This is a genomic window from Psychroserpens sp. (genome assembly GCF_045105015.1).
Lineage (GTDB): Bacteria > Bacteroidota > Bacteroidia > Flavobacteriales > Flavobacteriaceae > Psychroserpens.
Genome location: NZ_JBGCCX010000115.1, coordinates 15,124 through 41,077 on the forward strand (window position 1 = coordinate 15,124; position 25,954 = coordinate 41,077).

General features: G+C 31.3%; 26 protein-coding genes. 10 read left to right on the forward strand and 16 right to left on the reverse strand.

The window, feature by feature from the left end:
• Positions 1-100 precede the first annotated feature (100 nt).
• Both ribH and AB8B90_RS08625 read right to left on the reverse strand, forming a co-directional pair.
• On the reverse strand, positions 101-583 hold the full coding sequence (gene ribH / locus AB8B90_RS08620) for a 6,7-dimethyl-8-ribityllumazine synthase (RefSeq protein ID WP_405335683.1): 483 nt from the start codon (positions 581-583) through the stop codon (positions 101-103).
• A gap of 2 nt (positions 584-585) precedes the next feature.
• Positions 586-1,350 carry a tetratricopeptide repeat protein gene (locus tag AB8B90_RS08625; protein ID WP_405335686.1) on the reverse strand — a complete coding sequence of 255 codons (765 nt, stop codon included), beginning with the start codon at positions 1,348-1,350 and terminating at the stop codon, positions 586-588.
• A 121-nt stretch (positions 1,351-1,471) separates the two neighbouring features.
• Between AB8B90_RS08625 and recF the strand changes: the two genes are divergently transcribed.
• From recF to AB8B90_RS08640, 3 genes are read left to right on the forward strand one after another with little or no spacing between them, the layout of a single operon-like run.
• A complete protein-coding gene (recF, locus tag AB8B90_RS08630) occupies positions 1,472-2,551 on the forward strand; it encodes a DNA replication/repair protein RecF (RefSeq protein ID WP_405335689.1) in 1,080 nt (359 codons plus the stop codon).
• A gap of 3 nt (positions 2,552-2,554) precedes the next feature.
• Entirely contained in the window at positions 2,555-2,977 is a 423-nt protein-coding gene (locus tag AB8B90_RS08635; RefSeq protein WP_405335692.1) for a hypothetical protein, read from the forward strand.
• A gap of 6 nt (positions 2,978-2,983) precedes the next feature.
• The gene (locus AB8B90_RS08640; RefSeq protein ID WP_405335695.1) at positions 2,984-3,280 is read left to right on the forward strand and encodes a DUF721 domain-containing protein; all 297 of its coding nucleotides are present in this window, start codon (positions 2,984-2,986) and stop codon (positions 3,278-3,280) included.
• A gap of 46 nt (positions 3,281-3,326) precedes the next feature.
• Here AB8B90_RS08640 and AB8B90_RS08645 read toward each other — a convergent pair whose 3' ends face one another.
• Positions 3,327-4,259, reverse strand: a complete 933-nt coding sequence (locus tag AB8B90_RS08645; RefSeq protein ID WP_405335698.1) for a peptidylprolyl isomerase — start codon at positions 4,257-4,259, stop codon at positions 3,327-3,329.
• 158 nt (positions 4,260-4,417) lie between these two features.
• Here AB8B90_RS08645 and AB8B90_RS08650 point away from each other — a divergent pair, with 158 nt between their 5' ends.
• Positions 4,418-4,873: a hypothetical protein gene (locus AB8B90_RS08650; protein WP_405335701.1), complete on the forward strand. Its 456-nt coding sequence runs from the start codon at positions 4,418-4,420 to the stop codon at positions 4,871-4,873.
• Between the two features lie 3 nt (positions 4,874-4,876).
• Here the strand turns inward: AB8B90_RS08650 and recQ are convergent, their stop codons facing one another.
• The gene (gene recQ, locus AB8B90_RS08655) at positions 4,877-7,078 is read right to left on the reverse strand and encodes a DNA helicase RecQ (protein ID WP_405335704.1); all 2,202 of its coding nucleotides are present in this window, start codon (positions 7,076-7,078) and stop codon (positions 4,877-4,879) included.
• A gap of 86 nt (positions 7,079-7,164) precedes the next feature.
• On the opposite strand from recQ, the gene AB8B90_RS08660 reads away from it, so the two are divergent.
• The 4 genes from AB8B90_RS08660 to lptB are packed head-to-tail and all read left to right on the forward strand — an operon-like array spanning position 7,165 to position 10,092.
• The gene (locus AB8B90_RS08660; protein WP_405335707.1) at positions 7,165-8,130 is read left to right on the forward strand and encodes an SIS domain-containing protein; all 966 of its coding nucleotides are present in this window, start codon (positions 7,165-7,167) and stop codon (positions 8,128-8,130) included.
• Positions 8,130-8,957, forward strand: a complete 828-nt coding sequence (gene tatC / locus AB8B90_RS08665) for a twin-arginine translocase subunit TatC (protein WP_405335710.1) — start codon at positions 8,130-8,132, stop codon at positions 8,955-8,957. The genes AB8B90_RS08660 and tatC overlap by 1 nt, the downstream gene beginning before the upstream one ends.
• Complete coding sequence (locus AB8B90_RS08670) at positions 8,950-9,297, forward strand: carboxymuconolactone decarboxylase family protein (RefSeq protein WP_405335713.1); 348 nt, start codon at positions 8,950-8,952, stop codon at positions 9,295-9,297. Before tatC ends, AB8B90_RS08670 begins: the two co-directional genes overlap by 8 nt.
• Before the next feature lie 51 nt (positions 9,298-9,348).
• Positions 9,349-10,092, forward strand: a complete 744-nt coding sequence (lptB, locus tag AB8B90_RS08675; protein WP_405335716.1) for an LPS export ABC transporter ATP-binding protein — start codon at positions 9,349-9,351, stop codon at positions 10,090-10,092.
• 8 nt (positions 10,093-10,100) lie between these two features.
• Here lptB and AB8B90_RS08680 read toward each other — a convergent pair whose 3' ends face one another.
• The 5 genes from AB8B90_RS08680 to AB8B90_RS08700 all read right to left on the reverse strand — a co-directional run bounded on the left by AB8B90_RS08680 (position 10,101) and on the right by AB8B90_RS08700 (position 15,274).
• Positions 10,101-10,763, reverse strand: a complete 663-nt coding sequence (locus AB8B90_RS08680; RefSeq protein WP_405335719.1) for a VTC domain-containing protein — start codon at positions 10,761-10,763, stop codon at positions 10,101-10,103.
• A complete protein-coding gene (locus AB8B90_RS08685; RefSeq protein ID WP_405335722.1) occupies positions 10,744-12,906 on the reverse strand; it encodes a right-handed parallel beta-helix repeat-containing protein in 2,163 nt (720 codons plus the stop codon). The genes AB8B90_RS08680 and AB8B90_RS08685 overlap by 20 nt, the downstream gene beginning before the upstream one ends.
• 90 nt (positions 12,907-12,996) lie before the next feature.
• Positions 12,997-13,674: a DUF4956 domain-containing protein gene (locus AB8B90_RS08690; protein WP_405335725.1), complete on the reverse strand. Its 678-nt coding sequence runs from the start codon at positions 13,672-13,674 to the stop codon at positions 12,997-12,999.
• A gap of 25 nt (positions 13,675-13,699) precedes the next feature.
• Entirely contained in the window at positions 13,700-14,509 is an 810-nt protein-coding gene (locus AB8B90_RS08695; RefSeq protein ID WP_405335728.1) for a TerC family protein, read from the reverse strand.
• Between the two features lie 9 nt (positions 14,510-14,518).
• Positions 14,519-15,274, reverse strand: coding sequence for a CDP-alcohol phosphatidyltransferase family protein (locus AB8B90_RS08700; RefSeq protein WP_405335731.1), 756 nt, complete (start codon positions 15,272-15,274; stop codon positions 14,519-14,521).
• 154 nt (positions 15,275-15,428) lie between these two features.
• Here AB8B90_RS08700 and AB8B90_RS08705 point away from each other — a divergent pair, with 154 nt between their 5' ends.
• Both AB8B90_RS08705 and AB8B90_RS08710 read left to right on the forward strand, forming a co-directional pair.
• Entirely contained in the window at positions 15,429-16,466 is a 1,038-nt protein-coding gene (locus AB8B90_RS08705) for a PorV/PorQ family protein (protein ID WP_405335734.1), read from the forward strand.
• Positions 16,467-16,479: 13 nt separating this feature from the next.
• Positions 16,480-17,649, forward strand: coding sequence for a DUF4105 domain-containing protein (locus tag AB8B90_RS08710; RefSeq protein WP_405335737.1), 1,170 nt, complete (start codon positions 16,480-16,482; stop codon positions 17,647-17,649).
• A gap of 2 nt (positions 17,650-17,651) precedes the next feature.
• Here AB8B90_RS08710 and AB8B90_RS08715 read toward each other — a convergent pair whose 3' ends face one another.
• From AB8B90_RS08715 to AB8B90_RS08745, 7 genes are all read right to left on the reverse strand, one after another.
• A complete protein-coding gene (locus tag AB8B90_RS08715) occupies positions 17,652-19,046 on the reverse strand; it encodes a sugar transferase (protein WP_405335740.1) in 1,395 nt (464 codons plus the stop codon).
• 49 nt (positions 19,047-19,095) lie between these two features.
• Positions 19,096-20,112, reverse strand: coding sequence for a glycosyltransferase family 4 protein (locus AB8B90_RS08720; protein WP_405335743.1), 1,017 nt, complete (start codon positions 20,110-20,112; stop codon positions 19,096-19,098).
• Positions 20,072-21,427 carry an O-antigen ligase family protein gene (locus AB8B90_RS08725; RefSeq protein ID WP_405335746.1) on the reverse strand — a complete coding sequence of 452 codons (1,356 nt, stop codon included), beginning with the start codon at positions 21,425-21,427 and terminating at the stop codon, positions 20,072-20,074. The genes AB8B90_RS08720 and AB8B90_RS08725 overlap by 41 nt, the downstream gene beginning before the upstream one ends.
• 72 nt (positions 21,428-21,499) lie before the next feature.
• Entirely contained in the window at positions 21,500-22,309 is an 810-nt protein-coding gene (locus tag AB8B90_RS08730; protein ID WP_405335749.1) for a hypothetical protein, read from the reverse strand.
• A gap of 84 nt (positions 22,310-22,393) precedes the next feature.
• Positions 22,394-23,530 carry a glycosyltransferase gene (locus tag AB8B90_RS08735; RefSeq protein WP_405335752.1) on the reverse strand — a complete coding sequence of 379 codons (1,137 nt, stop codon included), beginning with the start codon at positions 23,528-23,530 and terminating at the stop codon, positions 22,394-22,396.
• The gene (locus AB8B90_RS08740; RefSeq protein ID WP_405335755.1) at positions 23,530-24,630 is read right to left on the reverse strand and encodes a glycosyltransferase family 4 protein; all 1,101 of its coding nucleotides are present in this window, start codon (positions 24,628-24,630) and stop codon (positions 23,530-23,532) included. The genes AB8B90_RS08735 and AB8B90_RS08740 overlap by 1 nt, the downstream gene beginning before the upstream one ends.
• Positions 24,627-25,931, reverse strand: coding sequence for a glycosyltransferase family 2 protein (locus AB8B90_RS08745; RefSeq protein WP_405335758.1), 1,305 nt, complete (start codon positions 25,929-25,931; stop codon positions 24,627-24,629). The genes AB8B90_RS08740 and AB8B90_RS08745 overlap by 4 nt, the downstream gene beginning before the upstream one ends.
• Between the last annotated feature and the right edge of the window lie 23 nt (positions 25,932-25,954).

Below are 25,954 nucleotides of genomic sequence, written 5' to 3' on the forward strand. Positions count from 1 at the left end.
TGTTGAAGTCCTAAAAATTGTTAACATCTAAAATGCAGAATGGTATGAAATGAAAAGGAAAAATTATAATTGAAATACGATCACTAGTGAATTTGAATATTTAAAGCTTATTTAGTTCAGCCATTTTAATTGCAGCAATAGCAGCTTCAGTACCCTTGTTCCCATGTATACCACCTGAACGATCTATTGACTGTTGCTGATTATTATCGGTAAGCACACAGAAAATGACAGGTGTATCTGTAGTTAAATTTAATTCTTTAATTCCTTGAGTAACACCATCACAAACAAAATCGAAGTGCTTGGTTTCACCTTGAATTACGCAACCAATAGCTATGACAACATCAACATTTTGAGTAATCATTTTTTTAGAACCATAGATCAACTCAAAACTTCCTGGAACATCCCATTTAATAATATTTTCAGGCAATGCTCCGCAATCAACTAAAGCGTCTAACGCACCTTGGTAAAGTCCGTTAGTTATTTTATCGTTCCATTCTGAAACAACAATCCCAAACCGAAAATCTTTCGCGTTTGGGATTGTGTTTTTATCGTAATTTGATAAATTATGGTTTGCAGTTGCCATATTTAATTCTTTGCTTCTGCTCTACCTATAAATACATCAATATTAGTAGCTTCTGCAGCGCTTGAAAATTCTTCCTTTATTCTTTTGAAATACCCTAATGCTTTTTCAGATTGACCTAATCCTAAAGCAACATTAGCGGCTTTAAACAAATACATTGGAGTTGTATAATCATTAGCAGATGCAGCAATAGCTTTTTCATAATAACCTAAAGCATCTTCAGGTTGATTTAATTGAACAAAAGCATCTCCTATTCCACCTTTAGATACAGGGCCTAAAACAGCATCATCTGTATTAAAATCACTTAAATGCTTAACTGCATTCGTATAATCTTTAAGATTTAAGTATGACATTCCAGCATAATAATTAGCTAAATTTCCTGCTGGAGTACTTCCATATTCGCTTACAATATCTAACATTCCATACTTACCTTCTCCACCTGTCAATGCTAAATTGTATAATGAATCTTTTGCAGTTCCGTTTACAGCTTCTTCAAAATACTTTTGAGCTGTAAACATTTCGTTCATAGCTTCATTTGCTTTTGGTTCAGCGATAAATTTGTTATAACCTAAATATCCTAATACTATTGCAGCGGCAAGACCAACTACAATAAAAATATTTTTCTGATTCTTAACAGCCCAGTCTTCAGCTTTTGAAGCTCCTTCATCTAAGGTATTAAAAACTTCAGCAGTTGTTGAGTTTTCTTCAATCGCTTCAACCTTCTCAACTTTTGTTTTTGGTTTGTAACCTCTTTTCTTATAAGTTGCCATAATTCTTTATTTGTGCCCGCAAAAATAAAATTTTTATTGGGATTTAAAAGGTAAATTATTTGTTATTTTTACTTCTTCCAACTATAAATTAAACCTAAACACGAATATTCCAGTCAGTTTTATGATTTTAAAAACGCTCAGCTTGGTCAATTACAAGAATTTTGAAAGTCAAAATTTTGATTTTGATAACAAGATAAATTGTTTTGTAGGCTTCAATGGTGTAGGAAAAACTAATGTATTAGATGCTATATATCATCTGTCTTTTGGCAAGAGCTATTTTAATCCTGTAGCAACTCAAAACATCAACCATGATGCTGATTTTTTTGTGGTGGATGGTGTTTTCGATAAAAACGAACGTTCTGAAAAAATTATTGTCTCCCTTAAACGCGGACAAAAAAAAATGATCAAACGTAATGGAAAAATGTACGATAAATTTAGCGATCATATTGGTTTTATTCCTTTAGTAATCATATCACCTGCAGATCGGGATTTAATTATCGAAGGCAGTGATACGCGACGTAAATTTATTGATAGCGTGATATCGCAAAGTGATAAAGTTTATCTCAATAATTTAATTAATTACAATAAAGTACTGACTCAACGTAATGCGCTTTTGAAATATTTTGCACTTAATAACACATTTAATCAGCAAACATTAGAGGTATATAATGAACAACTAAACACCTATGGCTCTGAAATTTTCAAGACTAGACACACGTTCTTAGAAGCATTTATTCCGATATTCAAAGAACGTTACAAAGCTATTAGTAATAATAATGAAATTGTAAATCTGAATTACAAAAGTGATTTGTTTGAAAATGATCTAAATACACTTTTATTACAACGCATAAATAAAGATAAGGCTCTTCAATATACTAGTGTAGGGATTCATAAGGATGATTTGAGTTTTGAAATTGAAACACATCCTATTAAAAAGTTTGGTAGTCAAGGTCAGCAAAAATCATTTTTAATTGCATTAAAGTTAGCACAGTTCGATTTTATTAAGCAACAAAGTGGTGTAACACCCTTATTACTTTTAGATGATATTTTTGATAAATTGGATGAACAACGTGTTGCTCAAATTATTGGTTTAGTTGACAATGAAGATTTCGGACAATTATTCATTAGCGATACGCATGCTGAACGTACGGAAAATGTGGTTAAGCAGATTCATCAATCCTATAAAATTTTTAAATTATAATATATGAATTTAAAACACCTTTATATCTTAGTCATAATAGTTGTGTGCTTAGGATGTTCAAAAGACCCTAAATCTTTTGTACCTCATCTAAATGGTTATTGGGAAATTAAAGAAGTCACTCTTTCTGACGGAACAAAAAAATCATATAATTACAATGACACTATAGATTATATTGAAATCTCAGATAGTTTAATTGGTTTTAGAACTAAATTAAAACCTAATTTAACTGGAACCTATGAAACATCAACCAATAAAGAACGCATAGATATTAAAATTGAAAATGACAGTCTTCACCTTATGTATTCAACTCCGTATATGAATTGGAAAGAAACTGTTTTAAATGCAACTAAAGATCAGTTACTAATCATTAATACCAATAAAGATATGTATCTTTATAGAAGGTATGAGGCAATAAACTTAGATTAATTTCAAATGGCAAAACGTAATAATGAACATTTACCAATTAGTGATATTCTAAAAGAGTTTGTTGATACTAACAATCTTCAGAATGGTCTAGATAAAGTCAATGTGAAAGAGGCTTGGGCTAAAATGATGGGCAATGGTGTAAATAACTACACTACTAATATTGTTTTAGAGCGTGACACACTATTTGTGCAATTAAGTTCAAGTGTATTACGTGAAGAATTGAGTTATGGCAAAGAAAAAATCATAAAAATGCTCAATGAATCTTTAGGTAAAGAGATTATAAATAAATTAGTTCTTAGATAAAAAAAGCACCTTAGTTAAGGTGCTTTTTTATTATTTAAAGTGTATGCTATTTTACATCCATTAATTCAACATCAAATACTAAAGTAGCATTTGGAGGAATAACACCTCCAGCTCCAGCAGAACCATATCCTAAATCGCTAGGAATAACTAAACGTGCTTTATCACCAACATTTAATAAGCAAATGCCTTCATCCCACCCTGGAATAACTTGTCCGACTCCAACTTGAAAATCTAATGGTGCATTTCTTTTGTATGAAGAATCAAATACAGTTCCATCAGCTAACTGACCTTTATAATGTACTGAAACTGTTTTACCTGCTTCAGCAGATTTGCCTTCACCTTTTTGAATAATTTGATAACGTAATCCACTTTTTGTTTCTTCAAATCCAGATGCTAATTTATCTAATTCAGCTCTAGCTGCGTCACGTTCTGCCGCTACTCGCTTTTCTCTAGCACCTTCAAAAGTTCTAAAGGCTTCAATAGCATTAAATTTTTCAGCAGCATCACCTACTCTAATAATTTCTAAAGTTTGAAGTTCATCACCTTGAGCTATTGCATCTACAATATCTTGTCCTTCTTGTACTTTTCCAAAAACCGTATGATTATTATCTAACCATGGTGTTTCAATATGTGTTATAAAAAACTGACTTCCGTTTGTTCCTGGTCCAGCATTAGCCATAGACAACACCCCTGGTCCATCATGCTTTAAATCAGGATGAAACTCATCATCAAATTTATAACCTGGATTTCCAGTACCTGTGCCTTGAGGACAACCACCTTGAATCATAAAATCAGGAATCACTCTATGAAATTTCAATCCGTCATAGTAAGGATTACCTTGAGGCTTCACTGAATTATCCATGTTCCCTTCAGCTAGAGCTACAAAATTCCCAACTGTTCCTGGTGTTTTTTCAAATTCTAAAGCGACTAAGATTTCGCCTTTTGTTGTATTAAATTTTGCGTATAAACCGTCTTGCATTGTATTTTATTTTAATTGAGGTGCAAAGATACACAATGATTTATGATATACGAATAGTAAATTGAAATAGGGAAAGATGGATTATAAATCAGATATATAAAGATCATTCAAATTTTGAACTCCATTTTATTAGACCTAATTTTACAAAAATTAGTTATATGAGTTTTATTAGTAAAATAAAGACAGCCTTCGGAAATCAAAAAGCAAAAGAAAAACTTCAAATAAAAGATAATGTAGAGACGATTATTAATGATATAGAAAATGAGCCATTAGCGATATCTGAATCTAATGTACTTTATGCTGGGCTTAATGAATTAGGTGGTTATTATTTTTTTCAAACTGTTATTGTTGGAACTTTTCATATTAAAACAATGAAGGGAGCACAACTAAAAATTACAGGAAACGACTTTGAATTATTTTTAGAATCAGACATGATTGAATTAGAATCTGATCATTCTAATGTATCAAACAGAAGTATATCAAAAATAGATTTTCAAATAGACGAAGCAGATGCTGCAAAACTAGACCGTTCCAATTTAAAAGGGTTTGTTTTGACTTGTAAAAAACAAGATGTAACTTTTTCAATCTATGAATTAAATGACGAAGAGGAATAGTTATTAATTAGCCACTTCACTCATAAATTTGACACGATACAAACGAAGTTCTTCCTCTTCGTAATCACCTTCAAATTCTTCAACTGCATCAGAAATCTTATCAGTTTCCGATTCCATAAAATAATCATGAATCTCTTCTTGTTGATCTTCATCTAAAATTTCATCGATCCAATAATTGATATTCAACTTTGTTCCCGAGAAAACAATAGCTTCCATCTCTTTAATAAAGTCTGCCATATTCATTCCTTTAGATGACGCAATATCATCTAGGCGTAGTTTTCGATCTACATTCTGAATAATATATAATTTAATTGCAGAATTTGAACCCGTACTCTTGACTACAAAATCGTCAGGTCTCATGATATCATTCTCTTCCACATAGGTTTCAATCAGTGAGATAAAATCTTTACCATATTTTTTTGCTTTTCCATCTCCAACACCATGAACATGACTTAATTCTTCAATAGTAATTGGATATTTTAATGCCATATCTTCTAAGGAAGGATCTTGAAAAATAACAAAAGGCGGCACACCAATTCTTTTTGCATTTCGCTTTCTGAGATCTTTGAGCATTGTCATTAATTTCTCATCAGTAGCACCACCACTACCTTTTGCTGCTGTAATAATACTATCGTCAGACGTTTCATCAAATACATGGTCTTCAGTCATCATAAATGACTTCGGAGACTTAATATAATCATGACCAGCAGTTGGTAATCTTAATACGCCATACGTTTCGATGTCTTTCTTTAAATAACCAGCTACCAAAACTTGTCTGATAAGTGCCATCCAATAACGTTTGTCTTTTTCTTTTCCTATTCCAAAAAAAGGCAACGTGTCTGTTTTATGAGAAGAAATTAATGCATTTGATGTTCCGGTAATGACATTAACTAAGTCTTTGGACTTATATTTTTCTTTAGTTTTTTCTACAGTTTGCAACAATGTAACTACCTCAGCCTTTGCTTCGTGTTGTTTCTTAGGATTACGGACATTATCGTCCATTTCTCCACCATCTCCTGTTTTATTATCAAACTCTTCCCCAAAATAATGCAGAATAAATTTTCGTCTGGACACTGAACTTTCAGCAAAAGCAACTACTTCTTGAAGTAATGCTTGTCCAATTTCCTGTTCTGCTACAGGTTTTCCAGACATGAATTTTTCTAACTTTTCAATGTCTTTATAAGCATAAAATGCCAAACAATGTCCTTCACCACCATCGCGACCTGCTCTGCCAGTTTCTTGGTAGTAACTTTCAATACTTTTAGGCATATCATGATGAATGACGAAACGCACATCAGGTTTGTCGATTCCCATACCAAAGGCAATTGTAGCAACGACAACATCGGCATCTTCCATTAAAAACATGTCTTGATGTTTCACTCTAGTTTTAGGATCTAGTCCAGCGTGATAAGGAACTGCTTTAACACCATTGACTTGCAATACTTGAGCTAATTCTTCAACTCGTTTTCGACTTAAACAATAGACAATACCCGATTTTCCATCATTTTGTTTAACAAATCGAATGATATCAGCATCTACATTTTTGGTTTTAGGACGAATTTCGTAGTATAAATTTGGTCTATTAAATGAAGCTTTGAATGTAGTAGCATCTGTAATATCTAAACTTTTTAAAATATCTTCTTGCACTTTTGGTGTTGCTGTAGCTGTTAATCCAATAATTGGGATATTATCTCCAATACGCTTGATGATATGTCTAAGGTTTCTATATTCTGGTCTAAAGTCGTGACCCCATTCACTAATACAGTGTGCTTCATCAACTGCCATAAATGAAATCGTAACTGTTCTCAAAAACTCTACGTGTTCTTCTTTAGTGAGTGACTCTGGTGCAACATAAAGTAATTTGGTAACACCATTAGTAATGTCTTCTTTAACACGTTTAACCTCAGTTTTATTGAGAGAAGAGTTTAAAACGTGAGCAACACCTTCTTCATTGGAAACACCTCTAATAGCATCAACTTGATTTTTCATCAAGGCAATTAATGGAGAAACAATTATGGCAGTGCCTTCTTTTATCAATGCTGGAAGCTGATAACACAATGATTTTCCTCCTCCTGTTGGCATTATAACAAATACATCCTCACCAGCAACAACACTTTCAATGACACTTTCTTGAAGTCCCTTAAATTTTGAAAAACCGAAGTATTGTTTGAGTGCAGAATGTATATCAATTTCTTTTGTACTCATTAATCCCTATTAGTATTTTTGATACATTTGCATAAGACTAAAGATAACAATTTCTTTAAACCCGTCAAACTCAAAAAAATTTAATTTTGAACAGTACACAATCAATCTTAAAAACTGCAAGAAAAACCATTGATTTAGAACGTGATGCTATAGCAAATATCAGCCATTTATTAACTGATGATTTTGCTAATGCGATATCTTTAATATATAATTCTAAAGGTCGTGTTATCATTACTGGAATTGGCAAGAGTGCAATAATCGCAAATAAAATTGTCGCCACGCTAAATTCAACAGGCACTCCTGCTGTATTTATGCATGCTGCTGATGCCATTCATGGTGATCTAGGTTTGATTTTAGAAGATGACATTGTAATTTGCATTTCTAAAAGTGGAAATACACCTGAAATAAAAGTGCTTGTCCCTCTTATTAAAAACGCAAAAAATAAAATGATTGCAATTACTGGGAATGACAGTTCATTTTTAGCACAGCAAGCTGATTTCATACTCAATACATATGTAGAGCAAGAAGCTTGTCCGAATAATTTAGCACCAACAACAAGTACAACAGCTCAATTAGTGATGGGAGATGCAATAGCAGTTTGTCTTTTAGAATTACGTGGGTTTTCGAGTAAAGATTTTGCGAAATATCATCCAGGTGGTGCGCTAGGAAAACGTTTATACTTACGCGTGAGTGATTTATCATCTGTAAACGAAAAACCTAAAGTAGAACTTAATACTACAGCAAAAAATGTGATTGTAGAAATTTCTGAGAAAATGTTAGGTGTAACGGCTGTAGTAGACAACAACAAAATCGCTGGAATTATCACTGATGGAGATTTAAGACGTATGCTAACAAAAAGTGATGATTTTATTCACTTGACAGCAAAAGATATAATGGGAAGCAACCCAAAACGAATAGACGAAGATGCTATGGCAATTGATGCTATGGAGCTTATGGAAGAATATGGGATTTCTCAACTACTAGTTGAAAAAAACGGAGAGTATGCAGGCGTCATTCACATTCATGATTTAATTAAAGAAGGTATCATATAATGGCAAAGAACAATCCTAATGAGATGTCTTTTTTGGATCACATTGAAGACTTAAGATGGCATTTAATTCGTATTACAATAGCTATACTAATTTGCGCAACAGTAGCATTTATATTTAGTGGTTTTGTATTCGAAAACATCATTTTCGCACCTAAACGTATGGACTTTCCAACTTACAAATGGTTGTGCAAAGTGTCACAAGTCCTTGGAATTAATGATACAACGTTTTGTGCAACAGAGTTTCCGTTTAAGGTTCAAAGTAGAACCATGGCTGGTCAGTTTTCAGCAGACATATGGACTTCTATTTTTGCTGGACTTATCATTGCTTTTCCTTATGTGATTTATCAACTATGGAGTTTTATTAGTCCTGGGTTACGTAGTAGCGAACGTAAATATTCAAAAGGTTTTATCTTCATGACAACGTTTTTATTTTTCTTAGGAGTCCTATTTGGTTACTATGTTGTTACACCATTATCGATTAACTTTCTAGGTAATTATAGCGTAAGTTCAGAGATTTCAAATGAGTTTGATATTAGTTCATATATTTCAATCATACGATCATCAAGCCTAGCATCAGGACTAGTATTTCAATTGCCAATTATTGTGTATTTCTTGACCAAAGTTGGATTGGTAACTCCTCAAATAATGAAAAAATACAGAAAGTTTGCACTGGTAATAGTCTTAGTCCTCTCAGCAATCATCACACCTCCAGATTTAGCAAGTCAGGTTATAGTTGCAATTCCTATTTTGATATTATACCAAGTAAGTATCTATATATCTAAGATTGTATTAAAAAATCTAAATAAAAAACAAAAAGTAAATGTCTGATATCGTTTCTGAATTCAATGCCTATCGTTCAAAAATGAATGATGCCATCTTAGCAGATAATAATAAAATTATTAAGCGAATTTTCAATCTAGACACAAACGCCTTTGCTGAAGGTGCTTTAGATAAAAAAACTAAAGAACTTCTTGGCTTAGTTGCCTCTACTGTTTTAAGGTGTGATGATTGCATCAAGTATCACCTAGAATCAAGCCATAAAGAAGGTCTTAGTAAAGAAGAAGTTGTTGAAGCTTTAGGAATTGCAACTTTGGTTGGTGGAACAATTGTAATTCCTCATTTAAGAAAAGCTTATGAATATTGGGATGCTTTAGACACTCAGCGTTAAACTTATAATAAAGACAAAGAAAGCACTTCTTATTTTACTATTTTAGCAATCATGAAGAAATTAAGAGCCGATAATTTAATGAAATCTTATAGCGGAAGAAAAGTCGTTAAGGATGTATCGTTAGAAGTTAATCAAGGTGAAATTGTTGGATTACTTGGACCAAATGGCGCTGGTAAAACGACTTCATTTTATATGATTGTTGGACTCATAAAGCCTAATGGTGGAAATATTTTTCTTGATGACACCGAAATTACATCGTTCCCGATGTATAAACGTGCTCAAAATGGTATTGGATATTTAGCTCAAGAGGCTTCAGTATTTAGAAAACTTAGCATTGAAGATAATATCTTGAGTGTGTTACAGATGACTAAACTTAGTAAGAAAGAGCAAGAACATAAAATGGAATCTCTTATTGAAGAATTTAGCTTAGGACATATCCGAACCAATAGAGGTGATTTATTATCTGGTGGTGAACGTCGTCGTACCGAGATTGCAAGAGCTTTAGCAACAGATCCAGATTTTATTTTATTAGATGAACCCTTTGCAGGTGTAGATCCTGTAGCTGTTGAAGACATTCAACGTATTATAGCACAACTTACTAAAAAGAATATTGGGATTTTAATTACTGACCACAACGTTCAAGAAACCTTAGCAATTACGGACAGAACCTATTTGATGTTTGAAGGAAGTATTCTTAAAGCTGGAAAACCAGAAGAATTAGCAAATGACGAAATGGTACGAAAAGTATATTTAGGTCAGAATTTTGAACTACGTAAAAAGAAACTGGAATTTTAATTCACAAATTAACGCACCAATTCAACTCCTGCTGTAAACTTAGAAAACTTACCTAAATTTTTAACCAAAGGAAAACTTTTAATCATATCCTTATTGTTAAATTTTAATTCAATTATATAAGCATCTACGGTTTGGGGTGACAGACTACTCAATCTATTTGAAGGGGATATAAACTTTAAATCTCTGTCTATTGTTAATCTAAAAGTTTTTTCGAAATTTGAATAATATGAGCGTCTGTAAGTGTTAATTAACACAGGTTCTAATCTATTTAAAATAGTAATATTAAACGTGTCAAAAATATATTTTTGCACTTCTTTAATATAGTTTTCCCAATCAAAAGTTTTAGTAATCGTTGTTTTAAAAAGTTTGAATGTTTCTTTTTTATTAGAATGGTTTTGTTTTAGCTTAAACTCTAATTTCGGTGTAACTGTATGGAATAAATCTCCATACCAACGAATCCTTACTTTCATTTTCTCACTATAACCTTCAACAGATTCTGTGTAAGCATTATTGGTAACATTATCAAAATAGCAATTATTAATTTGTCGGTCAGGATGAAGCGTTTGCATATCTGAAAGCATCATTAATTTTTCAAATTGCAAATACTCTTCAAGCGATAATTGATACTTTCGCTCAAACCTCCAAGCTTTATTATCTACTTTTTTTGCCATACTCTATACCATATAAACTTTCTTTAACACTGTCCACAACTTTTAAATTTAAAAGTTCTTCATCACCTTTAAAAACTTTTGATCCTTTTTCAATGAGATAGTTAAATTTTGAAATATCCTTATCTGTATATAATAAACCGAAATCAAATTCCTTTTTTTTGTTGAACAAACAGTAATCTAATGTATTGTTAGTTAATGTATTGTTTTCTTCAATCAATTTTGAATCGTCTTTAGACACAAAAGATATTTCAGAATTTGAGATGGTAGAATCATAAATTTCCATCGATGAATGTTCACCAGCACTAATCACTTTATCTTCAACTGAATCAAAAGTACTATTACGAATTATAATCTGACTTCCTGAACCATCAACTGCATCATTTCCAACGTTAACAAACGAACAATTATCAACTGTACCATTAGAGAAATCAGAATCAATGGCATCTGAATTTACATTGATAAATTTCACATTATTCAACTTAAAATTATCACATCTAAAGAAATTTACAAAATCATCTCCAGTTACATTAGAATCAAAAACTACATTATCCATTTCTACTGTAGATTCATAAAAAGTAATTCCAGCAGGTAGATGCCAGTAAGATTTATCAAAATTTGAAAGCTTACTGAAGGTTACGTGTTTGAAAATATTTTTAGTTTTTGAGTTTTTAACAACAATTGACGAAGATTCCTGAGATGAATTGGTAATTACGATATTATTTAATGCCTCTGAAACCGCATATATAAGACCAGAATCCACAACGACATCATGACCATTTAAATCTAATGTAATGCCAGACGACAATATCAAATCTGTACTATTCAAAAATAAATCTTCTTGTAATACTGTATCTACAGTAATCGTTTTAATTTGATTGATTTTCAAGTCACTCTTGTTTATTTCGAAATCAAGTTCTGTTACTGCCTTGATATTAGGTTCAATGTTTTTGCACAAATGAATGGCTTGTGGAAACCTTGAGTAAATACCATCTTGAAATGAATTCCATTCATTTGTGGCTTTAATTTCTTTTGCATCCATAGCAACTGTACGGATATCATTCATGATTTTTTCTAAATATTTTCTATCATCTAAAATAGATTCAAGATGTACTGTAAGATTCTTATTGTAACGAATAATATGACGGATAAAACGTTTAACTTGATTCTCAAAATCTTGTTTTGATGAAATTGAAATTTCATCTTTAAACCAAACTTCTCTAATTATTGGTTCAACTTTATTGGTCACACCATTATAAAACATATGAAAATTATCAACCAAATATGAATGCTTATTTTGAGCTAAAAATGAAACTGCTAAAAAAATATCAAACTTATTTTCATCTAATATAATATGAGGTTGATTTCTAATATCATCTTTCAGTGTAATTAGATCCTGTAATTGATTTTCATTTAAGTCCTCAGAATTTGGATGTTTTAAATCATTAAATGTAAAAATATATGAATCTCTATATCCATTGCGTTCAATAAGATATTTTGAAAAAAAATCTTCAACAAAATAAACATCTTCTTTTCGGTCGTTAATTTTCAGATTAATAGGCTTGTATTTTAAACTTAATACGTCATGTCGTTTTAGAATCAAATTACATAGTGCGTCTGTGACATACATACGTGTGTTAGGTTGTAATAAATTAAATCTACCATTATCAAAATCTTTAATATAATCTTTGGCTTTCACTCTAAAACTCCATCGATAAGGATGTCTAAAATGATCATTATTTTTACCAAATAATTTTGCTTTGACTTTAAATTTTTTACCATTGTGTTTCAGCGTAGCTTTAGCATAAATATTTTCTCTTTGAATCCACTGTCTACCTTTAATAAAATGATGTTTACCGTAGACAAATCGAGATCGTTGATTACTCAATTTAATGTATTCATTGAATTTAAAATTAAGATGCACATCATCAAAGTTATTGTCTGAACTTGCTGTTAAATATTTAAAATATGATGAGAAATCGTGAGTAGCTGCTTCAAGATGTTGCTTTATATCTACAAGGACACCAAAACGCAAAGCATACATTCCAGTATACATTCCCGAAACTAACACAAGCGCATAGATTAAAAAGAAAAAACGCTTTTCATCTTTTTTATCATTGGATGTATTTCTGTTAAAACGAATCATATAAATCGCATTAATCGCATCAATAGCATACCGAGTAAACACCCTATAGCAAACAACACAATAATTTTTATGAGTCTTTTGATAAACATTTTAGAAGGTCAGTGACGAAATAAATGAAATGCTAACATTTTTGAGTCCGACGTTTTGTTCAAGCTTTGATTTAATGTCTAAAAAATCTGAATCATGCATTGAAGACACCGACAAGGTTAAATTGGCTGAATTACTATCGGTTACAATTTTCTCAAACCCATTAACATTCTTAATTTTTTTCAATTCAGAAAACACATATTCTAAATCAGTATTAGTACTAAAGTCTAATGATATATTCATCAAATCTTTATTAATATACGAATTGCTTTGTTTGGATGTAAACTGCCAAACAAGAAACAAAAGAGTTATAATTACTGAAGGGATAATTTGTTGTGCAGCAAGTGAGATAGAAACACCAATAATCATGAGTAAATAAACCAATTGTTCTGGCTCTTTTATTGCTGTTCTAAACCTAACGATTGATAGCGCTCCAATTAAACCTAGCGACAGTGCCAACGACACTTTTATAGACGTTATGATTAAAAAAATTGCTAAAGCAAAAGCATAAAACGTGTTTGCAAAAAGCACGCGATTAGACACTGTATTAGACCGTTTCACATACACCCATTTAATCGCTGTAATTAAAACAAGTAAAATGGCTAGACTCAGGATCCATTCGCCTAATGCAACTTCAGCATTAGTTGATAGATCTAATAATTGTGCTTTAATATCGTCCATATTGTACTATTAATTTGTGGTGTTTTTAATGATTTAAATTCTCTTCTTGTTCAGAAATCAGCTTCTTTTGATAGCGACCCTGAACAATATCTACAATAACTAAAATAGCAATTACAAAGTAAAAAGTTGTTTTACTCATAGGAACAATTTCGTTTCCAAAAATTTTCAGATGTGCTAGATGACCACCTTCTGTAACTAACATGATTCCGACAATAAAAAGTATAAACAAACCAAGTACTTCATACATTCTATTTTTAGCTAAAAATACTGAGATTTTATCAGCTAGTAATAACATAAGAAGTCCACTCGCAACAATAGCAATAGCCATGACTATAAATGCTGTTGTTGAATTTTCAATATCACTTGTTAAACCGATAGCGGCCAAAATAGAATCAAATGAGAATACTAGATTCATTATTACAATACTAGTAATAACTGCATTAGAAGTCTTACGGCTCTTATGGTCATCACCAACAGCTTCATTCAAATCGGTTTTCCCTATCATATGCCATATTTCTTTTATGGCTGTATAAATAATAAAAGCACCTCCTGCAAGTACAATTAGACTGTGTCCATTAAATGCAAAATGAAACACATCACCAATCTTGCCAGAAAGCCATGAAAAAGGTTCTTGAAAAAAATCAATAATTGACACTAAGACAAATAATAAAACAATTCTGAGAATGATTGCAATTAAAATCCCCATCTTCCGAACACGTTTTTGATCTTCTAATGGTGCTTTTTTAGATTCTAATGATATATAAAGGAGATTATCAAATCCTAAGACAGCTTGAAGCAATACAAGCATTAATAGTGTAAAAACAACTTCTAACATAAAATTAAATTAATTGGTTGTAAGGTTTTTGATTACTGAAAGTATAATATAAAGTACAATGATTAAAGGTATAGCAACAAAATGAAAAAGCATTAATAAAAGAATACTGATTACAATTAAGGCATATCGAAATGTGTTATCTCTAAAACTGAAATTTTTAAACTTTAAAGCAAACAATTTTATATTTGAATTCAATAAATAACAGCAAGCCACTGTCACTGCTATTAAAAACCATTGATTTGAAATCAATGCATTAAAAATTCCACTATTTTGGAATTCTATAATTAATGGTAAGGATATTATAAGCAGTGTATTTGCTGGTGTAGGCAAACCTTTAAAGTAAGACTGTTGATCTTCATCAATATTGAATTTAGCCAAACGATATGCTGAAGCCAAGGTAACACACAATCCTATTAATGGGATCATGCTTATTGATGATAAATCTAGTGTCAAATTCGAACTCCACTCGGTTTCTGTCGCCATTTCTGGAATATTCATACTCATAGCAATCAATTTATACATTACTATTCCTGGAACTAACCCACTGGTTACCATATCTGCTAAAGAATCTAACTGGACTCCTAACGGACCTTGTACATTGAATTTCCTCGCCAATAAGCCATCAAAAAAATCAAAGAAAATACCTAGAAAAACAAAGATAGCTGTTGCAATAAAATTATTATGAACAGCAAATACTACGGCAATGCTTCCGCAGAATAAATTAAGAAGTGTAATAAAATTAGGAATGTACTTTTTTACAGACATACATGAAATTTGTGTAAAAATAGCAAACTATTCTATACTAATACAAGATGCATACAATAACTACATCATTTTGCAGTTTAATAGGTGAAAAATATTGTGCATCTTTGTAAAAATTTTGCTATTGAAAAATTACTTACTCCTTATTTTGTCATTAATGACATTGGTACTTTCTGCCCAAACCACACGTAAATACTCAAATGAGTTTTTAAATATTGGTGTTGATGCAGCAGCTTTAGGTATGAGTAATGCGGTAGTTTCTCACACTTCAGATGTTAATTCGGGATACTGGAATCCTGCTGGACTAGTTCAATTAGAAGACAATCAATTAGCAGCCATGCACTCTAGTTACTTTGCGAATATTGCAAACTACAATTACATTGCTTTTGCAAAGCCATTAGACGATAATAGTGCGATAGCTGTGTCTTTAATTCGTTTTGGTGTTGATGACATTTTAGATACCACTCAATTAATAGATGACCAAGGTAATATTAATTACGATCGTGTTAGCTTATTTTCAACGGCAGATTATGCCCTTACATTTTCATATGCTAGAAACTTACCAATACCCGGTTTAAGTTATGGTGTTAATGCAAAAGTAGTACGACGAATTATTGGTGACTTTGCAAATTCTTGGGGATTTGGATTAGATTTAGGAATACAATTTGAAAATGATAATGATTGGAAGTTTGGTATCATGGCTAGAGATATTACGACCACCTTTAATGCTTGGTCTTTTGATGATGATAAACTTGAAGAAATTCAAAATGCTATCGAAGGTCAAAATCAAACAGAGCCTGAAGGAACTGAGTTAACGATTCCGAAATTACAAATTGGAATGTCAAAGAAATTCATATTTCACTATGATTATTCTTTATTAGCTTCTTTTGATTTAAATGTAAGGTTTGAGCAAAACAATGATTTAATATCTACCTCTTTTGCTAGTTTTAATCCTGCTTTAGGGTTCGAGTTTGGCTATACTGATTTAGTTTTCCTAAGAGCTGGTTTAGGAAATTTTCAAAATGAATTACAATTAGATAATTCTGAAAGTCTAACCTTTCAGCCTAGTTTAGGATTAGGTTTTAAATATAAAGGCATATACGTCGATTATGCATTTACAGATATTGGCGACCAAAGTGTAGCGCTTTACAGTAATGTCTTTTCTTTAAAGCTCGATTTTAGTATCTTTAGATAACGAATAGATTCTCATGAAGCTTAATATTCTATTTTTTCTAACCTTTTTAATTTCTACAATTTCTTACGGACAACAAAGACAGTTATCAACTCAAACAGAGATTTCTGTATTAACAGTTGGTCCTGGTGAAAACCTAAATGATGCTTTTGGACACAATGGATTCAGGATAAAAGACAGATCATTAGGTCTTGATGTTGTCTATGGTTATGGAGAATATGATTTTGACACACCTAATTTTTATTTGAAATTTGCTCAAGGAAAACTAAACTATCTCATAAGTAAACATTCATTTTCTGATTTTTACAGAACCTACAAGTACTATGATAGAACTATTGATGAACAGATTCTAGATATTTCAGTTTCTGAAAAACAAAAACTATATGACTATTTAGTAAACAATTATAAACCGGAAAACAGAAGATACCTTTATGATTTCTTTTATGATAATTGCGCTACAAGAATAAGAGATGTAACTCAAGAAGTTGGAGATAATCACATCACATTTACATCACCTCAACCTTTTGAAGTTAAAACATTTAGACAACTTATTCACGATCATGTTGGCCTGAACACTTGGGGAGGTTTTGGAATAGATTTAGCTTTAGGCTCTGTGATTGATATAAAAGCTAAGCCTTATGAATACATGTTTTTACCTAAGTATATTCATGAGTTTTATGGAGCAACCACACTAGTCAATTCAAATCCTTTAGTTAAAGAAAGTAAAACCATTTACAAAAAAAAGAAGGAAGGTTATAGCGGAAACCTTTTATTGAGTCCGATAATAATTATGACTTTAATAGCTTCACTTATTCTTTTTATAACCTACAAGGATAAAAAACACAACCGTCGTAGTAAATGGTTAGATGTATTTATTTTCGGAATCACGGGAATAATAGGAGTTTTAATGTTGTTATTATGGTTTGGCACTAACCATACAGCAACTGCCCATAATTACAACATCTTATGGGCCTTTCCTCTCAACATTTTAATTATCGGACAGCTATTAAAACCAAAAGTAAAAAACTGGTTTAAAAGTTATTTAAAATTGTTAATCATCCTGTTTTTTCTATTAACATTGCATTGGATGATTGGAGTTCAGGTATTTGCTATTGCTTTAATTCCACTACTAGTGGCTTTGTTTTTAAGATATATTTATATCCTAAAACATTTTAACAAAACTTAGTTTTATTGTCCACGATAGTATAAAATAGTACTTAAGGTTTTTACGACAATATTTAAATCTAAGAACATACTTCTATGTTTGATATAATATAAATCGTATTGTAATTTTGTCAAACTGTCATCAACTGAAGATCCGTATCGAGTTTTTACCTGAGCCCAACCTGTCAGTCCTGGTTTAACAATATGTCTAGTTTCGTAAAAAGGTATAATTCTAGATAATTCATTCACAAAAAAGGGACGTTCAGGTCTAGGACCAATGATACTCATCTCCCCTTTTAACACATTTACAAATTGTGGGATTTCATCTAACCTTGAACGTCTGAGAAATTTACCGAATTTAGTAATTCTAACATCATTCTTAACTGCCCATTTGGCGCCATCACTTTCAGCATTAACAATCATACTTCGCAGTTTCATAATTTGAAAAACATTTCCGTTTTTACCAACACGTTCTTGAAAATAAAACAATGGACCTCTATTCGCGATTATATTTCCGATTAGAATAAAAGGAAGAAGTAATACACCTATTAACAAGCCTATGACAGAAAATATAACATCAAAAGTTCTATGAAAAAACAAATACAATGTATTTTGGTTACTTCTACTAAACGGAAAATATTTATAAAAATCTTTACCAACAAATTGTATTGGCACACGATAAGTTATCTCTTCATACACCTGTGTATATTCTCTAATTGTAAAACCATGTTCTAATAAATTGATTAAATCATGATAAATTTCAGACGTAATCGTTTCTGAATTATAGCTAGCTACAAGAATTTCTGAAATTTTATGCTTCTGAATAACATCCATAAGTTCTTGAGGCTGAAATTCCTTTAGCCCTTTAAATTTAATAGGGTCATTTGTTTCTTGCTCACAATTAATAAAACCAATTATTTTATAGTTTGGATCTGTTTCTTTTAAAGGCTTTATAATATTTTCAATGTTTGAAATTTCACCTACCAACAATACTTTTTTATAAAAACGAGGGGAAGAAATAAGCGTAGTATACACCAAGCGCCACAAAAACAACATCAGTATTATCGTAAGATAAAAATAAAGGATTTGAAGCCTATTCTCTGGTAAAGACGGTGTCAAGAAAGGAGTTAACAAATAAAACAGAACCGTTGTTGAAGCAGTAATGACGATATTTCTGAATGTAACATCAAGTTTATCAGATTTTTGAAGGTCATAGATTTCAAAAATAGTTCCAAACACAGACAGGTATAAGACCAAAACAGAAAGCGCTATACCGTTTTGATTATTGATCTTTAAATAATCAAAATCGAGGCATAATTCAATGATATATAGTCCAAAAAAAACAGACAGGATATCAAAAAGGCGTAAGAGAATCTTACGTTCTGATATTTCAAAGTGTATACCTTTCTTCTTGGTCATTTATTGAAATTAAAGGATAAATATAATAAGTTAAAAACAACTTCTTACATTAATTTAAATCTAATGCTTTGAACCAAAGTAATTTTACTTGGCTCCAATCAAACTTTTCTACTTTACTTCTTGCGTTTTCAATCAAACCTTGTCTTTGTTCAAAATCATTTATTATTGAAATAACTGCAGAGCTCATAGATTGAGGCTGATTAGGATGAACTAGTTTTCCATCCACATCATGATCTATTAAATATGGCATTCCTCCGACATTAGTGGAAACTACTGGAAGGCCAAGTGCCATGGCTTCAATAACACTCAACGGAGTGTTATCAAAGTTTGTTGTATTTATAAAAACATTGCAAACTTTAGACAATTCTAACCATTTTTTCTTCTCTAATTTCCCAGTAAAATTGACCTTTAAATTTAAATTTCTAGCAAGTGATTCTACCTTTATTTGAGATCCATCAGCATCAGGACCAACCATAGTCAAGCTTGCTTCAGGATAAGATTTCTTTAAAATATTGTAGACATCTATAGCTAATTCAGGATTATAAATTTCAGAAAACGAACGTACCCAAAGTAACTTTGGTTCCTTGTAAGCTCTAGTTTCAAATTTGTAATCATCAATCTTTATCGTATTAGGAATATGAATTACATTAGTAATCCCAACGCTTTCAAAAGCTGTTTTTAAATACATTGAAGGCGAGACATTACATTTAGCATTATTAAAAATAAGACCACTCAAACCTGGATTATTTTTTAATCTTGATGGTAAATCCCCTCCATGCAAAATTGGAATATATTTCAAATTTAAAAACCTACAAATCTGACTAATTACTAATGCAAAATAAAAATTTTGTGTGCTGTAGGTATCTATTAAAACAACATCAATTTTATTTGATAATTTTAAGCATGACCATACCATATCTAATAATCTTAAAATTTTATTAGATATCGAAGAAGCATAGTAAACATCAACTCCTTCAGCTTCAAGTAAAGGACCCAGAATTTGAATTCCAGATAAATTAGATGTTTTACTTATTAAGTTGTTTCCTATGTATAGGACGTTTTTCATAAGTCACATTTATAAGTGCTAATGCGTAAATAAATGATGGTGCTGCAATTCGCATGGAAGCATGATTAATAGTAGCAAACCAAAAGCCCAAAAAGGCATAAAAATAGTAATTCTTTTTGTTGTTAGACCTAAAGTACAGAGGCTTGAAGATTAAAATGAGTAGTATGATTATACCCAAAATACCATGTTCTCCAAGAAGCCTACCAACTTCACTATGTGATATATTTCCCTGCCCTTCAAGTTCTATTCGTTGATCTTTAGCTCGACTAGATCCAATTCCAAAAAAAGGGTTCGAAATAAATCCTTTTAACTCATACATAAATAAATCACTTCGGCCAGTTGTTAAATCTTCCTTACTACGTCCTAAATGATCTTTATTTGCATATCTTAAATCAATATAACCACCTGTTTGACTTGAAGTGATTGTCCAAGTTAAAACCAAACAGAAAAACAACATTCCAAACTCTACAACTATTGATTTTTTTATATTATTTGAACTAAATTTATAATACGAAAACAAGAATGCAATAATAATAACAACGGCTGTAATAACTCCTCCTCTACTAAAAGTAAGTACGGCTCGATAGGATATTGCAGCTAGAATAATTAGGTTTAAAACTTTATGCCTAGTAGAATACGAATGATTAAAATATCTTGTTACCATAAGGAACATCCCCAAACCTAATATGATTGAAACTTGGTTCGGTCCAAAACCTCCAGAAGCATCAAAATTTGAAGCTGTATTGGCTATGGTTTCTTTGATACTGGGTGTATAGAAGAAAACATACGTAGTATTAGCAATAATTGGTAATACCATGATAAGAAGTATATTTTTTAATTGCTTTATTGATACCTTTTTTTCATAACAAAATAAAGCAGACACACCCAAACACACTGGTCCACTTAAAACAAATGCGATGTTAGTTCTGAAATTTGCATCAAAACTTAAAGTAGTTGAAGCCACAAAAATAGATGGAACTAAAAGCATTAAATAAATAAAATAAGGATACCCTCTGCCTGAGATTCCTTTATATATCATACCTAAGAGACAGAAGAAGATAACCATATACTTTCCTGCCTCATAAGAAATTGCACCTCTTGTCATTCTAAAAAGCACTTCAGCTCCAACAAAATATGCACAAGCTTTTAAAATCTCATAAGTTTTTAATTCGTTTTTAACATTTATTATGCGAAATAAAAAAAAGACTGCAGCAGCAATAAAATAAATTTTAGCAAAATCTTTATTTAGGTATATTAACATCCCTATGACTATGTGTAAGCCAATAGCGCTTATATATGTTAAATTCTGCTTCAATTAAATTTTGATTAGGAATAGTTTAACTTACTTAATGTTTTATTACAAGTTACGTATTGAAATAAAAATCAATTACGTAAAGATATTTTTATAGTTATCTATAGGAAATTTATAATGATAACTTTTATTTAAAACATAGAGTATAAAATGTGATACGAAAATAGGTATGTAAGGTCGAGAATATTTTAATAACAGGTCATACCTTTTATTTGAATAGTTACAAATTAAGAAAGGAACGATATCAGGATTAAAAAAATTATTTTCTACGTTTGCTTTGGAAATTTTATGAGCTTCATTAAATGTCTTAAAAAACACGTCTTCTCCAGAGCGAAGAAATTGATATAATTCTAATACTGAAAATGGTTCTATGCTCTTTTTCGAATAAAAAAGTATACTTGAAGAAACATCAATCAACACCCATTTATTTAAATTAGTACAAAAAATTTCATTAAATGAATGGCCTCCGAAAACCCTATCAAATGGTGCGCGAGTAACGCCCCATTCTCTAACTTTTATATCGTTAATAATGCAAAAATTATTGAATACTTGGACCATATCACTACAAACGCCTCCATCTCCATCAATCATCATTCTGAGGGCTTTTTCAGACGGTTCACTTAGTCCTCTTCCACCCTTTATATTCTTATGCATCCAAATTGCAATTTGCTTTACAATTTCTAATTCTTCCTTAGGTTTTTTAGTTTTGAAAATTAGATTGTTTATTTCATAAAAATAAGCTGGAATATCGGTTTTTTTATTTGTTGTATTATATGATAAATTGCTTATATCTGCTATGCTAGAGTTTTTTGACAATAACTTAAAACGGGCAATGTATAAAAAGGGATGCCTTTTAAAAGTCCAACGTAATTTTTTAAAACTCATGAATTTACCCATACAAATAATAGCTTCTAAAAATATATCTTTTTTTTTATTTAGCCTACTAAATCAAATCAAAAATTAAAGTCTTCAACTTTGTATTTTTAATATCTCTTTTTGTATTCTAAACTTATAATTAGAAAATGTAAATTTATTCAACATTTGATCTCGATCGTTAATCATTGAATGAAATTTATTTTCTCCTAGTTTTAATACTTCTCTAATCTCCTCTAATAAATTATCAATCGTAACTGTATTTAATACAAATCCATTTTGTTGATGCTTTAAATAATGTCCTATAGAAGAAATATTAGATACGATTGGCAAACAACCAAAATTCATAGCCTCAGCAATTACTTTTGGAAACCCTTCTGATGCAGTTGTGGGCATTACAAACACATGAGACTTTTTATAAATTTCAAAGACTTTGTGTCTCGGTAAAAAACCATGAAAATTAAATGCAACTCCTGTAGTTTTAGCTAAATCCTTAAAATAATCAAATTCAGAACCATCGCCTACTAAGTGCACACATCCCACACGCTGTTTCTCAGTATCGGTTAATAATTGAAAGGCCTTGATAATTCGTTCTACACCTTTCGGTTTTTCTAATCGTCCAACATAACAAAATTGTAATGGTTCTTGAATATTTTTTTGAGCTCTTACCTTTTCTCCCTCAATAATCTCATCATCTGTTAGACAAGGATTTTCAAAGGTATAGCAATGACTCGCTTGCCCACTCCATGTACCATTAATTGTAACTTTTCTAGATTGATTAAGAAGCATCCATCGTTGTAATTTATATCCAAGAGGGGGATTTTTCTGATTCCAATTTCCTGCGTATTTATACCAGCCCTCCTTCTTACTAAAAAAAGTTAAATATGGAATTAAATAAACACCAATTCCTGTAGGCGTTCGCAATTGAAAGCAATCAACTTCCTCAAGAGTTTTTGCAACCGTATTTATCACAGATGGAGCTTGAAATATCGTATGAAGTTTACTCATAAGTGTTCTTCCACCAGATGGTTTTAAACCAACAAATTTCACTCTGTCTGACGTATATGGCAACGCACTTGGTGGTGGTGTATCTTGGTGTAACATAGCAATGTGATAAATTACATCAAAGACTTCAATCAAATGATTAATTTCACTTATGGTTGGTCCCCAACCTACAACTTCTCCAGTCGTAGTTTTGTAATGTTCGGTATGTGATATGATAGCCAGTTTCATCAATCCTCTATTAAGGTCAAATACATTTGTATTATTTTACTCCACGAATGTTTCTGAGCCCAAGATATAGATGATTTTTGGTAATTTTCAATATCCTTTAAAATTTCTACTACGGCAATTTTAAACTCTTGAGCATTATTATTAATTAGAATCCCTGATTTGTAATCATCAATAGCATCTTCAATACCACAACCTTTGGCTCCAATAGCTGGGACACCCATTGCATTTGCTTCTAAAACAGCAATACCAAAACCTTCTACATCACCTGTATTACTCTCAGAACTTAACATCACAAAAACATCTGTTGCTTCTAGTATTTGCTTTAAAGTATCATTGTCTACACTGCCATGAAATGTAACATAGGATGCCACATTTAAAGATTCTGCTACTTTTATAAATGCGTCATTTTCACCAAGAATACCAACACAATGGTAATGCAGTTTTGGAAACTCTTGTATAAGAGCTGGAAGATGTTTGATTACATTCAATTGACCTTTTCTTGAACTCACACGACCAACTGTTGTAAGAGACGGACTTCCATTAAGTACAATTTTCTCTTTTACATTTTGCCATTCAGATATTGTTATCCCATTAGGAATAACAAGAATATCTCTGTTCAAATGTGCTACTAGATCTTTTGTATAGTTAGATACTGCAACTATTACATCAAAACGTTTCAGAGAAATATTAATTGATTTCTGTAAAAGTGCTGATTTAAAATTAACTTCAGTACCATGGATTACAGCAATAGTTTTTCTTTTAAAAAACAGACTACTGAAAGCGACATTCCATAACGAAAATTTACCAGTTGCGATACAATGTGTTGCAAGTTTGAGGTACTTAAACGTAAGGATAATTCGTTTAAAATACATGATAACTCTAAAATCATACAACTTAATTCGTTCTACTAAAAAAGGCAAAGAGGCATCGAAGTCTAGTTCTTCTTTACCAGATTTTGAACGTTGATCAGCGATAACTCTTACATCATGCCCACTCTTACTTAAGTGTAGTGCTAAATTATAAGCATGATTACCTATACCTCCAGGTTGTGGAGGGAACTCAGATGATACTATAACAATATTTGATTTTATAGTGTTCATACTAATGGATCAATTAATGGACCGTCTTTTATTTTTTTACTAGACAAATACCATGATTTACATACTTGAAATACAACAAGAGGCAAAATTAAAATACTTATGATTGAACCAAGTAACAATAAAGGTTTGTTTTTTTTGAATTGATATGGAAATATTGAAATAGGTACGATTCTTAACAAAGCTAATCGAGATGGAGTATTCCCAAAGTAACGCCTAAAAAAATATAACACACTGGGAATTGGTCTCGGAGCAAAAAAAGTTGAAGGTCTAAAAGCATCCCAACTTCCCATTTCTCTGAGCCCTCCAGTTCCTGCTTTAATGTCAATACATGAAGCAAATGGGTTTGATATACTTTTTATATCCTCAAGATAAACTCGCATTCCAAACTCACCGTCTCCCATTCGTTGTCTTTCAAACTGACGATCAAATAAACCAACTTCTTTAAAAACGTTTTTATATAGCATTGCGTTACCGGTTGCGAATTGAGAAGCTACCGTAAAAAAGGATCGTGATTTCGGAATTTGTTGTCCTTCAGGATAGAAAACACCAGCGGAAATTTTTGCATTGAAAAAATCCAGACATTTTAAATGCATGCTTATCCAATTAGAATCTATACGAACATCATCTTCAGACAAGGCAATAAATTCTCCTCTACTCGCTTTAATAGCTGTATTTCTTGCTAACCATAAGGCTCTTTCTTTCTGATTAATAATTTGAAAACTGAGGTCGAATTCTGAATAAAAATTCTCATTAAAATCATCAGATTGATCAACAACAATCACTTCAAAATTTGAATAATCTTGAGCCTCTAAATCTTTTAAAACAGACTTTAAATATTCATATCGATTTAATGTTGGAATTACAATACTAACCAGAGGTTTTGCTTGAATAAGTTGAGACTCGAAAGATTCCCAATCTTCATAAATTATTATTTGATCTGATACTTCTTGACGTTTAACGCTTCTAGTCTTTAACCAAGCACTTATTTCTTTAAACGGATTATTAAAGGTGATAATTCGAAATAACAACACGAAAAAAACCCAAGCAAAATGAAAGTTTTTTCTTAAAAAACGGTAATTATCTTGCACAGGCAATGTTACAAATTCTTTATACCTACTAGCATTTCCGATATAACCTGATTGAATTGCTTGCCATGATAGGTCGTATGCCTTAGCGTCTTCAGAGAGATAACTATTATCTAAATTTAATTGATTAATAATCTCTTTAGGCAGCTCACTAACTTTAGGAAAAATAGATTGACCAGTTTTTGTAAAACATTGAAAATAATGTGTTGGTTGCAAATATTTTAGACAACTAAACAGCA